The 12,824-nt window shown below is 44.4% G+C and carries 8 protein-coding genes, 2 tRNA genes and 3 rRNA genes; 9 read left to right on the plus strand and 4 right to left on the minus strand.

Features of this window, described 5'->3' with window-relative positions; genetic code table 11:
- Positions 1 to 257 precede the first annotated feature (257 nt).
- The 7 genes from G6053_RS04985 to G6053_RS05015 all read left to right on the plus strand — a co-directional run bounded on the left by G6053_RS04985 (position 258) and on the right by G6053_RS05015 (position 6,967).
- A 16S ribosomal RNA gene (locus G6053_RS04985) occupies positions 258 to 1,787 on the plus strand.
- A gap of 122 nt (positions 1,788 to 1,909) precedes the next feature.
- Positions 1,910 to 1,983 (plus strand) — tRNA-Ile (locus tag G6053_RS04990).
- A 96-nt stretch (positions 1,984 to 2,079) separates the two neighbouring features.
- A tRNA-Ala gene (locus G6053_RS04995) sits at positions 2,080 to 2,153 on the plus strand.
- A 265-nt stretch (positions 2,154 to 2,418) separates the two neighbouring features.
- A 23S ribosomal RNA gene (locus G6053_RS05000) occupies positions 2,419 to 5,302 on the plus strand.
- Between the two features lie 146 nt (positions 5,303 to 5,448).
- Positions 5,449 to 5,560 (plus strand): 5S ribosomal RNA (gene rrf, locus G6053_RS05005).
- The 16S, 23S and 5S rRNA genes sit together here with 2 tRNA genes alongside, the layout of an rRNA operon.
- A 348-nt stretch (positions 5,561 to 5,908) precedes the next feature.
- Positions 5,909 to 6,796 (plus strand): DUF4886 domain-containing protein, encoded by an 888-nt coding sequence (locus G6053_RS05010; protein ID WP_241254927.1) that lies wholly within the window; start codon positions 5,909 to 5,911, stop codon positions 6,794 to 6,796.
- A 9-nt stretch (positions 6,797 to 6,805) separates the two neighbouring features.
- Positions 6,806 to 6,967, plus strand: a complete 162-nt coding sequence (locus G6053_RS05015; protein WP_165305687.1) for a hypothetical protein — start codon at positions 6,806 to 6,808, stop codon at positions 6,965 to 6,967.
- 62 nt (positions 6,968 to 7,029) lie between these two features.
- On the opposite strand, the gene sucD is transcribed toward G6053_RS05015, so the two are convergent.
- Complete coding sequence (gene sucD, locus G6053_RS05020) at positions 7,030 to 7,902, minus strand: succinate--CoA ligase subunit alpha (RefSeq protein WP_077438675.1); 873 nt, start codon at positions 7,900 to 7,902, stop codon at positions 7,030 to 7,032.
- A gap of 90 nt (positions 7,903 to 7,992) precedes the next feature.
- Positions 7,993 to 8,526, minus strand: a complete 534-nt coding sequence (locus G6053_RS05025) for an RNA methyltransferase (RefSeq protein WP_108637120.1) — start codon at positions 8,524 to 8,526, stop codon at positions 7,993 to 7,995.
- Positions 8,527 to 8,639: 113 nt separating this feature from the next.
- On the opposite strand from G6053_RS05025, the gene rpsT reads away from it, so the two are divergent.
- Positions 8,640 to 8,894 (plus strand): 30S ribosomal protein S20, encoded by a 255-nt coding sequence (gene rpsT / locus G6053_RS05030; protein WP_046671646.1) that lies wholly within the window; start codon positions 8,640 to 8,642, stop codon positions 8,892 to 8,894.
- 144 nt (positions 8,895 to 9,038) lie between these two features.
- On the opposite strand, the gene G6053_RS05035 is transcribed toward rpsT, so the two are convergent.
- A complete protein-coding gene (locus G6053_RS05035; protein WP_108637119.1) occupies positions 9,039 to 9,890 on the minus strand; it encodes a DUF1080 domain-containing protein in 852 nt (283 codons plus the stop codon).
- 39 nt (positions 9,891 to 9,929) lie between these two features.
- Positions 9,930 to 10,763: an AraC family transcriptional regulator gene (locus tag G6053_RS05040; RefSeq protein WP_104385895.1), complete on the minus strand. Its 834-nt coding sequence runs from the start codon at positions 10,761 to 10,763 to the stop codon at positions 9,930 to 9,932.
- A gap of 435 nt (positions 10,764 to 11,198) precedes the next feature.
- Here G6053_RS05040 and G6053_RS05045 point away from each other — a divergent pair, with 435 nt between their 5' ends.
- Complete coding sequence (locus G6053_RS05045; RefSeq protein WP_108637118.1) at positions 11,199 to 12,692, plus strand: acetyl-CoA hydrolase/transferase family protein; 1,494 nt, start codon at positions 11,199 to 11,201, stop codon at positions 12,690 to 12,692.
- The last annotated feature ends 132 nt before the right edge of the window (positions 12,693 to 12,824 follow it).

A 12,824-nucleotide genomic window follows, 5' to 3' on the forward strand; every position in this document is an offset into this window, starting at 1 on the left:
CTTTGCAGTCCCAACGGAAACGGAGGGGAAAACAAAAAAGATAAAGACGGGCGCAATGCTCATCGGAATATAGCGGATACGGAAGTTGAAGCGCAAAAAGTTCTTTAAGAAAACACAATCATGTAAGCGTGACGAGTAGACAGACGAAAGTCGAAAGTCATGAACAAATTCAAGAATTGGTTCAATTCGGTCCAAGATCAGAGATATAAAAAAAGAATTCTGATTATGTAAATAGTTGGAATCAAAAACTTCATTTTACAATGGAGAGTTTGATCCTGGCTCAGGATGAACGCTAGCGGCAGGCCTAATACATGCAAGTCGGACGGGATCCATCGGAGAGCTTGCTCAAAGATGGTGAGAGTGGCGCACGGGTGCGTAACGCGTGAGCAACCTACCTCTATCAGGGGGATAGCCTCTCGAAAGAGAGATTAACACCGCATAATATAACTATTCGGCATCGTCTGGTTATTAAATATTTATAGGATAGAGATGGGCTCGCGTGACATTAGCTAGTTGGTAGGGTAACGGCTTACCAAGGCGACGATGTCTAGGGGCTCTGAGAGGAGAATCCCCCACACTGGTACTGAGACACGGACCAGACTCCTACGGGAGGCAGCAGTAAGGAATATTGGTCAATGGGCGGAAGCCTGAACCAGCCATGCCGCGTGCAGGATGACTGCCCTATGGGTTGTAAACTGCTTTTGTCCGGGAATAAACCCAGGTACGTGTACCTGGCTGAATGTACCGGAAGAATAAGGATCGGCTAACTCCGTGCCAGCAGCCGCGGTAATACGGAGGATCCGAGCGTTATCCGGATTTATTGGGTTTAAAGGGTGCGTAGGCGGCCCATTAAGTCAGGGGTGAAATACGGTGGCTCAACCATCGCAGTGCCTTTGATACTGATGGGCTTGAATCCATTTGAAGTGGGCGGAATAAGACAAGTAGCGGTGAAATGCATAGATATGTCTTAGAACTCCGATTGCGAAGGCAGCTCACTAAGCTGGTATTGACGCTGATGCACGAAAGCGTGGGGATCGAACAGGATTAGATACCCTGGTAGTCCACGCCCTAAACGATGATAACTCGATGTTGGCGATAGACGGCCAGCGTCCCAGCGAAAGCGTTAAGTTATCCACCTGGGGAGTACGCCCGCAAGGGTGAAACTCAAAGGAATTGACGGGGGCCCGCACAAGCGGAGGAGCATGTGGTTTAATTCGATGATACGCGAGGAACCTTACCCGGGCTTGAAAGTTAGTGAAGGATGCAGAGACGCATCCGTCCTTCGGGACACGAAACTAGGTGCTGCATGGCTGTCGTCAGCTCGTGCCGTGAGGTGTTGGGTTAAGTCCCGCAACGAGCGCAACCCCTATGTTTAGTTGCCAGCATGTAATGGTGGGGACTCTAAACAGACTGCCTGTGCAAACAGTGAGGAAGGTGGGGACGACGTCAAGTCATCATGGCCCTTACGTCCGGGGCTACACACGTGCTACAATGGATGGTACAGCGGGCAGCTACATAGCAATATGATGCTAATCTCTAAAAGCCATTCACAGTTCGGATTGGGGTCTGCAACTCGACCCCATGAAGTTGGATTCGCTAGTAATCGCGTATCAGCAATGACGCGGTGAATACGTTCCCGGGCCTTGTACACACCGCCCGTCAAGCCATGAAAGTTGGGGGTACCTAAAGCATGTGACCGCAAGGAGCGTGTTAGGGTAAAACCGATAATTGGGGCTAAGTCGTAACAAGGTAGCCGTACCGGAAGGTGCGGCTGGAATACCTCCTTTCTAGAGTATCGCGGACCGGTGCTCGTCACGTTACATATGATTGCAAAAGAAGAAAAAACATCAGAAGAAAGTGCCCGCCCCTAATGGAGCGGTCCCTGAGAGAAGAGATGAACAGAATAGCTAGTCCCGTAGCTCAGTTGGTTAGAGCACTACACTGATAATGTAGGGGTCAGCAGTTCAAATCTGCTCGGGACTACTTAAAAGATCTGAGGGATGAGATAGGAGATGGGAGAAACAGTATGGCGACATACAGGATCCCATATCTATAATCTAACATCTCATATCTAAAAAAGGGGAATTAGCTCAGCTGGCTAGAGCACCTGCCTTGCACGCAGGGGGTCAACGGTTCGAATCCGTTATTCTCCACGTTTTTTGGAGGGAAATATAGAGAAAGATAACAGGCCATACAGGGTCTAATATCTCAGATCTAATATCTCCTATCTGAGAAAAAGAGTTCTTTGACATATTGAAAGAGAAAAAAAATTACAAGAGAAGACAACAGTATAGAGACAATGCTGGTATGTGTTTGATGTGATGAGGAGACCCTCGGTCAAGGCCGAACGAATCATTACGTAGCATACGGGTATATATATCAAAAGCAGCCGCATAGTGGCAAAAGGCTATGCCGGTGAAGAAAGTAAATAAGGGCACACGGGGGATGCCTAGGCTCTCAGAGGCGAAGAAGGACGTGATAAGCTGCGATAAGCTACGGGGATCGGCAAATGCGAGTTGATCCGTAGATTTCCGAATGGGGCAACCTGGCATGTTGAAGACATGTCGTATAAAACGCGAACGCGCTGAACTGAAACATCTAAGTAGGCGTAGGAGAAGAAAATAACAATGATTTCCCAAGTAGTGGCGAGCGAACGGGAAAGAGCCCAAACCGATTATGTTACGGCATGGTCGGGGTTGTAGGACCACGATATTGTACAATGCTATGAACTGGAAGCAGGTGGGAAACTGCGCGACAAGGGTGAGAGCCCCGTACAGGCAAAGAATATTGGCATAGTGGTATCCTGAGTACCGCGGGACCGGAGAAATCCTGTGGGAATCCACCAGCACCATCTGGTAAGGCTAAATACTCCTGAGAGACCGATAGTGAACCAGTACCGTGAGGGAAAGGTGAAAAGAACCCCGAACAGGGGAGTGAAAAGAACCTGAAACCGTGTGCTTACAAGCGGTTGGAGCAGGCAGGTCCTGTGACAGCGTGCCTTTTGCATAATGAGCCTACGAGTTACTCTTGTCTGGCAAGGTTAAGTCCTTCAGGGACGCAGCCGAAGCGAAAGCGAGTCTTAATAGGGCGCATAGTCAGATGAGGTAGACGCGAAACCTTGTGATCTACCCTTGGGCAGGTTGAAGTTGCAGTAACATGTAATGGAGGACCGAACCGATAAACGTTGAAAAGTTTCCGGATGACCTGAGGGTAGGGGTGAAAGGCCAATCAAACTGGGAAATAGCTCGTACTCCCCGAAATGTTTTTAGGAACAGCGTCGGCATGGAGTCTGATAGAGGTAGAGCTACCGATTGGGTGCGGGGGAGTCAAATCCTACCAAATCCAGACGAACTCCGAATGCTATCAGATATGGCCGGCAGTGAGGCTTTGGGTGCTAAGGTCCAAGGCCGAGAGGGAAAGAACCCAGACCATCAGCTAAGGTCCCCAAATTCGTTCTAAGTTGAACTAACGAGGTCCGGTTGCCCAGACAGCTAGGATGTTGGCTTGGAAGCAGCCATTCATTTAAAGAGTGCGTAACAGCTCACTAGTCGAGCGGCCGGGCGTGGATAATAAACGGGCATCAAGAACGGTACCGAAGCTATGGATTTGCATTGAAAGATATGCATCTGGTAGGGGAGCATTCCATATGGGGCGAAGATACCTGGTAATGGGTGTTGGACCGTATGGAAAAGCAAATGTAGGCATAAGTAACGATAAGGCGGGTGGGAAACCCGCCCACCGAAAGACCAAGGTTTCCTGATCAACGTTAATCGGATCAGGGTCAGTCGGGACCTAAGGCGCACCCGAAGGGGGCAAGCCGATGGACAACTGGTTAATATTCCAGTACTCTTCATAACTGCGATGTGGTGACGGAGTAGTGACACTGCCGCGAACTGACGGAATAGTTCGTTGAAAGGCGTAGGTATTGGGGTTGTAGGCAAATCCGCAACTCTAGCTGAAACCCAATAGTACAGCAAAGCTCCGGTGGCGCTGATAGAGCAGGTAAACAGACTTCCAAGAAAACCCGCTAAGCTTCAGGTTATGAAGACCCGTACCGCAAACCGACACAGGTGGTCGAGGAGAGAATCCTAAGGTGCTCGAGTGAGTCATGGCTAAGGAACTCGGCAAAATGGCCCTGTAACTTCGGGAGAAGGGGCGCTGTCTCAGTGATGAGCAGCCGCAGTGAAAAGGCCCAGGCGACTGTTTAACAAAAACATATGGCTTTGCAAAATCGCAAGATGAGGTATAAGGCCTGACACCTGCCCGGTGCTGGAAGGTTAAGAGGGGATGTCATCCCGGGAGAAGCATTGAATCGAAGCCCCAGTAAACGGCGGCCGTAACTATAACGGTCCTAAGGTAGCGAAATTCCTTGTCGGGTAAGTTCCGACCTGCACGAATGGTGTAACGATCTGGGCGCTGTCTCAGCCATGAGCTCGGTGAAATTGTGGTATCGGTGAAGACGCCGATTACCCGCAACGGGACGGAAAGACCCCATGCACCTTCACTATAGCTTAACATTGAGATTGGGTACAGGATGTGTAGGATAGGCGGGAGATGTTGAAGCGGCTTCGCCAGGAGTCGTGGAATCAACCTTGAAATACCGCCCTTTCTGTATCCGGTTTCTAACTCCGCAATTGCGAGGACATTGTTTGGTGGGTAGTTTGACTGGGGTGGTCGCCTCCAAAAAGGTAACGGAGGCTTTCAAAGGTAAGCTCAGTACGCTTGGTAACCGTACGTGGAGTGCAATGGCATAAGCTTGCTTGACTGTGAGACCTACAAGTCGAACAGGGTCGAAAGACGGACATAGTGATCCGGTGGTTCTGTATGGAAGGGCCATCGCTCAAAGGATAAAAGGTACGCTGGGGATAACAGGCTGATCTCCCCCAAGAGCTCATATCGACGGGGAGGTTTGGCACCTCGATGTCGGCTCGTCACATCCTGGGGCTGGAGAAGGTCCCAAGGGTTGGGCTGTTCGCCCATTAAAGTGGCACGCGAGCTGGGTTCAGAACGTCGCGAGACAGTTCGGTCCCTATCTGTTGTGGGCGTTGGAAGTTTGAGTGGATCTGACCTTAGTACGAGAGGACCGGGTTGGACAGACCTCTGGTGAACCTGTTATGCCGCCAGGTGTACGGCAGGGTAGCTACGTCTGGAATAGATAAGCGCTGAAAGCATCTAAGTGCGAAACTAGCCACGAGATGAGACTTCCTTATAGGGTCGTAGGAGATGACTACGTTGATAGGCCATAGGTGTAAAGGTTGAGAGACCAAAGCCAAGTGGTACTAATAGCCCGAAGCTTTCTCAAGCAGACAGACACTGTTGTCTTCCTCTTTAATTTTTGAAGTAATCTTTCAATATATATGTCATTTAGACGTGGACATGGATACGTGCTATCTGGGACCTAACAGGATCTCAATACTCATATCTCATATCTCACATCTAAAAAGATCTTTAGGTGCCTATATCGGCGGTGTCTACCTCTTCCCATTCCGAACAGAGCAGTCAAGCCCGCCAGAGCCGATGGTATTGCCGTAACAGGTGGGAGAGTAGGTCGGTGCCTTTTTTTACACGGAAGCCCTTGCTGGAAACAGTCAAGGGCTTCTTTCGTTTAGGTCATATCTCCTTTCCGGAAGATCTTTTATTTGTCCCCCGGTTCTTTTATCTCCCTTTGCCGATACTATGCCTCCGGCCGATGTCCTCTATGAAGAAGTGTCGGGCAGTGAAACCCCGGGGAACAGGCTCGGAACTCCTGAGACCGGACGGCCACGTATTGTACTCAGTCAGCAGCCGAATAAACCATGGCCCAAGTGCTGTTGATAAGCACCCTGTCCGGAGAAAACTTGCCTTTCTTGCGTTATCATTGTAATTCTACGAGATATTCTCTAATTTAGTCGTTATAGCAAAGCAATTTATGATGAAAGCGAAACAGATATTCTTACTTAGTATTTTATTACTATTTTTTCTTAGTGGCAGGAGATTAAATGCACAAGAACAATCCTTGGATGATGGTGTTTTGCGTATACTGGCCATTGGAAACAGCTTTTCCGAGGACGCGATCGAGCAAAACCTTTATGAATTGGCCAAAGCGGGAAAGAAAAAAATCGTAATTGGTAACCTCTATATTGGCGGTGCGCCATTAAGCCTGCATGTAAGCAATGCAAAAGAGGATAAACCTGCTTATCGCTACAGGAAGATCAATCTGGAAGGCCATATGTCCGAGAAGACAAACGAACGGCTTTCAGAGGCTTTGGTTGACGAAGCCTGGGATTACATCAGTTTCCAGCAGGCAAGCCCTTTGTCGGGAGATTATGAATCCTATGCAAAGGATCTACCACTTTTATATGAGTACGTCACAAAACATGTAAAGTATCCGGAAACAAACTATATATTACATCAAACCTGGGCCTATCAGAATGGTTCATCGCATGAAGGTTTTGTCCGGTATAATCGTAATCAGAGTGCGATGTATAAGGCTATCGTAAACACCTCTCAGGAAGTCTTTAATTGGGGTAATTTTGATGTACTCGTGCCTTCGGGGACAGCTATACAAAATGCACGGTCAAGCTATCTAGGCGATCAATTCACAAGGGATGGTTATCATCTTAACTTGGATTATGGACGTTTTGTCGCGGCTTGTACCTGGTACGAGGCACTATTTAAAGAAAATGTTGTCAATAATACGTTTTTGCCACTCAAAGTGACCTATATTGAAGGACAGATAGCGCGGGAGGCTGCGCATCAAGCGGTGGTATCTCCTTATGGGGTTACCGTATTAAAGGATTTTCAGTTGATGAAATAATGTATTTATATGAGTATCAAAAAAAGCTATTTGATCGAACTGAATCACGAAACAAAAAATACGAGATGTATTTTAGATCAGATACCAGATGAAAAACTGGATTGGCCGCCGCATGAAAAATCTATAAGCCTAGGGGAGCTCACAGCGCATGTTGTGGAGTTGCATGGTTGAGTGTATAAAAATAAAGGGGATCAATTTTGATCCCCTTTATTTTTATATGCTTAACGGACTAATTATTTAGCCAACTCTTCTGCGATTGCTTTTCCGATTTCAGCTGGAGATTCAACTACACGTATACCACACTCACGCATGATTTTCATTTTTGCAGCAGCAGTGTCATCCGCACCACCAACGATTGCACCAGCGTGGCCCATACGACGTCCCGGAGGCGCTGTTTGACCAGCGATAAATCCTACAACAGGCTTAGTGCCATGTTCTTTGATCCAACGTGCAGCTTCAGCTTCCATTCCACCGCCGATCTCACCGATCATGATGATAGCTTCAGTTTCTGGGTCGTTCATTAATAATTCAACAGCTTCTTTAGTTGTTGTGCCGATGATGGGGTCACCACCGATTCCGATAGCTGTCGTGATTCCTAATCCAGCTTTTACAGTTTGATCTACCGCTTCATAAGTTAAAGTTCCTGATTTAGAAACAACACCTACGTTACCTTTTTTGAAGATAAATCCTGGCATAATACCGATTTTAGCTTCACCTGCAGTGATGATACCAGGGCAGTTTGGACCGATTAAACGAGATTTTTTGTCGCTCAGGTAAGATTTTACCTGGATCATGTCTTTCGTAGGGATACCCTCAGTAATACATACAATCACTTCGATACCCGCAGCGGCAGCTTCCATGATTGCATCTGCAGCAAATGCTGGAGGTACAAAGATAATAGAAACATTAGCTCCTGTAGCGTCTACTGCATCTTGAACAGTGTTGAATACAGGACGGTCTAAGTGTTGTTGACCACCTTTACCGGGAGTCACACCACCAACTACATTTGTTCCGTACTCAATCATTTGAGTCGCATGGTAAGTACCTTCGTTTCCAGTGAAACCTTGAACGATTACTTTTGAATCTTTATTAACTAATACACTCATTTCTTCTTTAAATTTTGCACACAAATCTACTATTTTGCTTTCTAAAATGGAAGCAATGTGGATAGGAATATGACCTTTATTGATAAATTTTTAGTTCAGATTGCGTTTTTGGATAAAATCCCAAAGGATAATGCCAATTGCGACAGATACGTTAAGTGAATGCTTGGTGCCATATTGAGGGATTTCGATACAAGTATCGATCTTTTCCATCACCTCTTCATCGACACCATTGACCTCATTTCCAAAAATTAAAGCATATTTTTTATCGGGCTTTGGTTCAAATTGATGTAACATGACACTATCATCGGCTTGTTCAATGGCAATGATGGTATAACCTTCCATTTTTAGCTGCGCTACGACATCGGTCGTTTCTTTGTGGTATTCCCAAGAGACAGATTGCGTTGCTCCCAAAGCCGTTTTTTCAATTTCTCGGTGTGGTGGCGTTCCGGTAATGCCACATAAGTATATTTTTTCAATAGCAAATCCGTCCGCTGTACGGAAGGCAGAACCTACATTGTGCATACTACGAACATTGTCCAAAATGATTGCGATAGGCGTTTTTTCTTGTTTTTTAAACGATTCAACATCTGTACGTTGAAGTTCATCCATCGATAATTTTTGCATGCCGCAAATATACTAAACCTAAAAAACAAAATAGATTTTGAATATTGAAAATAAGGTGTTATTTTTGCAGTCCGAATTACAAGAAAAAATTGAATAAAAATTAGCTAAAAAAAATGGCAAATCATAAATCAGCGATCAAAAGAATTAGAGCAAACGCTACTAAACGTTTAAGAAACCGTTACCAAGCAAAAACTACGCGTAACGCAATCAAAAAATTACGTCATACAACTTCTGCAGAGGAAGCAAAAACATTGTTACCACGCGTAATTTCTATGCTTGATCGTTTGGCAAAGAAAAATGTGATCCACAAGAAAAAAGCTTCTAACAACAAATCTAAGTTAACTAAATTCGTTAACGGTTTAGCGTAAGCTTTATGTATAGATATTGAGGGGTACAGCTCGCTGTATCCCTTTTCTTTATGTTATATACTTTGGATTTCTCTTTCCAGGCGAATAGTAATAAAAAAAGCATCAGTACTGATGCTTTTTTTATTTTATGTTATTGGCGCAGAATTATTGTTTTAGATTGGGCAATAACTCAGCGATGACTTTTTTCAATTTATTGGGATCTTTCATGTAAGGTTCCAGATCATATAGTTCCACCTTTTTGAAATCGATCGGGTGACTCTCGCTCTGAAGTGAGATGCTTCCTTTTTTCAATAGCTGCCCATCTTTTTTTACGGCAGGGTCAAAGTCTGTTACACTGCCACCTCCTATTTGAGGCTTGGTATATTGTAATACCACTTTGTCTTCAAGGATATGCTGTACAAGTGAATCTCCCAATACGAGGAAATCAGCCGTTACCCATTGATCGCCAGCATAAGTTTTTGATGTCGAGCTGACACAGTGCGGCGTAAAGAGTTTGTTATCGATGACGACATTCGTCCCCGGTGTACACAGATTGCTTGTTGTGCGTTCGTCCTTGCCATTACCACCCAAGAGCTGACCTTCGATAGATATCGGAAAATCCTGGTCTACGCCCATCGTCTTGGGATCTTGTCCATGTAGCATGGCACCGCTATTGCGCCAGGCCCAGCCTTCACCACCGGGAGCCTGCTCGCCTACAAAACGATAAGTGACACGTAATAAATAAGCGGAAAATTCTTTATCGTAGAATAGATGGCCATATTGAAAATTGAAATTATCGTAGCCATCATATCTGACTTTCAATAAACCATCTTCGACACGGAATGTGTTTTTATAGTTATCTCCAACCTTGTGGTTTCGGATTTTAGGAGTCCAATTTTTTAAATCTTTCCCATTGAACAATTGAATGGGCTTGGGTTTTTTGTCTTGAGAATTGCCAAATACGGAAGTACTGAGTAATAAAATTCCAGCACCATAGATAATATGTTTGAATTTCATCCTGAATTAGGTTTATTGACCTAATTTAGGTAAACATTTTTAAATAAGCAATTCTTTTTGTTTGACATACTCGCTGGGGCGAATACCTACGACCTTATTGAATGTATTGCTAAATGTAGGTAAACTGTTATAACCGACTTTCAATGCGACCTCATTGACACTGAGTTTTTCATCCAGTAACAATTTAAGGGCAGTTAGCATTCTGAGGATCGTATAATATTGAATAAAAGACATGTTTAATTCCTTCTGAAACAATCTGGCCAATGTACGTTCGCTGATATTAAATAGGCTCGCAAGTTTTTTAAAACTCACATTTTCTTCAATATTTTCCTCCAGATAAGTAACGATATCTTTTAATTTTTGGTGGCTTGGATAGGGCAATGCCAGCGGGAGTTCGTGCAAGGACAACTCAGGGAGGATAAGCTTAAATGCAGTCGCTAAGCTATATTTTGGTTCCTCGACGGGAAATATATTGCCATTCCAACGGTTGGTAAACATAATCAATTCAATCAGCAGATCGTTTACCGGATAGATCCCCATTTTACTGTAGAATGCAGTATCGCTGTTCGTCTTTGGAAAATATAGATTACGCATCACAACCTCCGGTGTACTCGGATGGATACTATGCTTTACACCCGCAGGAATCCACAGGTAATGCCGAGCTGGCAAAAAATATGATTTTTCATCCGTTTTGATAAAAACGACACCACCCTCGGTGTATAAAAATTGATCCTTATCATGACAGTGCTCAGTGATATGGTTCTCCGCTATGATGGCATGGTGACAATAAATGCTATCCTCAAATGAGTCGACCTCCGTCATGTAATAGCGGTTGACATATTTTGCATCGCTCGTTGTATCTTTTGTGTTCATTTTTTCCTATAAAACTACGCTGCAAAGGTAAGACTTTTTTACTAGACCTGACCTTGTTGCGCGTAAAGTGAGTGTATGCTTACATTAAAATTGCAAATAAAACACCGGAGAGTTAGTATTTACTTACCATGATTTAAATTTATTGTTTTTAATTTATTGAAAATCAGCTTTATATGAAGTAGGTCTCTTTTTTTTATAAAATAATTAGAACTATATTTTAATTTATTTTACTGATATACAGTTGTTTACTTTTGTTTCGTCTCCATTGAATAATTTTGTGTCGAATGGTAATAAATTCACGCTAGAAAAAAACACTAAAATTGTTTGTTTGAGAAATGTACACCAGGGTCTAATATCTTTTAAAATAGCGGATGTAAATAGGTTTCAATTTCTTAAGTTTACATGAATAGCGTACATAAATAAAATTATAAGGATATGGCTTACGAAAGGATAAAAATTCAGAGCTTACACGATAAGGTTATTACAGCTGCCGAAGCTGCAAAATTATTTCAGGATGGTATGGTCGTTGGGTCGAGCGGTTTTACCAAAGCTGGCGATAGTAAAGCTGTATTACCGGCTTTGGCGGAAAGGGCCAAAGAGGATCCTTTGAAAATAACGTTGATTACGGGTGCTTCCTTAGGTCATGGTACAGACGGTAAATTGGCTGAGGCCGGAGCCCTGTCCAAACGGATGCCATTTCAGGTAGATCGTACCCTCCGCAATAAGATCAATGCTGGGGATGTGCTTTTTATTGACCAGCATTTAAGCGAGACTGCTGAACTGTTGCACAATAAGAATTTGCCGCAAGTTGATATTGCCGTTTTGGAAGTCGCTGCGATCGAATCAGATGGCAGTATCGTTCCAACAACCTCCGTAGGTAATTCGGCAACCTTTGCTGCATTGGCTAAACAGGTTATTCTGGAAGTTAATACGGCTATTCCGACCACTATTAAAGGAATACATGATATCTACCAGGCTGAAGACTATCCGCGTCGTAATGTTATCCCTATTGTAGCGCCTGAAAATAAAATCGGTCGAAAGACAATCCCATTGGATCCCGGCAAGATTGTGGGTATCGTGTTTACAAATGAATTAGATAGTCCGGCCGATATTGCTGAGCCAGATGACAAAACAACAGCAATAGCAAAGCATATATTGGCTTTTTTTGAGAATGAAGTTGAACTTGGGCATCTGTCCGAGAGTCTGATGCCGCTGCAGGCGGGAATTGGAAAAGTGGCTAATGCGGTACTTACAGGCTTTATCCATAGTAAATTTCATAATTTAACGATGTTTTCGGAGGTATTACAGGATAGTACATTTGACTTAATTGATGCGGGTAAACTGGATTTTGCGTCAGCCTCTTCCATTACCGTATCAGAAGAATGTTATTCCCGTGTATTCGATCATTTGGACAAATACCGGGACAAGATCGTGTTACGCCCTCAGAACATCTCCAATACACCGGGATTGATCAAACGTTTGGGTATCATTGCGATTAATACAGCGATAGAATTTGATATATACGGCAATGTAAACTCCACCCATACTTCAGGTACCAACATCATGAATGGTATAGGTGGCTCCGGAGATTTCGCCCGGAATGCTTACTTAAGTATCTTCGTCACACAGGCGGCTTCCAAAGGCGATGCGATTTCTCATATAGTCCCGATGGTATCCCATGTAGATCATACGGAGCATGATGTTGATATCTTGGTGACAGATTACGGTTTGGCTGATCTGCGCGGGCTGGCTCCTCGTGAACGTGCGAAAGTTATTATTGAAAATTGCGTACATCCGGATTACAAAGCACAACTGTTGGATTATTACAATCGCGCCTGCGAAAGAGGTGGGCACACGCCACATTTACTGGAGGAGGCTTTCAGTTGGCATATCAATTTGAGAGAAACAGGAACCATGAAAAAAAACTAGCCAAATATAGCGCTGCTGGCTGAAAAAGAATAGGGCTACCGAGCAGATTCGGTTAGCCCTATTCTTTTATAATTTCGTACTTATTTTTCCGCGGTATCGTTTCAGATATTCTATTCCCGGGCGGCCCCTTTA

It is taken from the genome of Sphingobacterium sp. DR205 (assembly GCF_011064245.1).
GTDB lineage: Bacteria > Bacteroidota > Bacteroidia > Sphingobacteriales > Sphingobacteriaceae > Sphingobacterium > Sphingobacterium athyrii.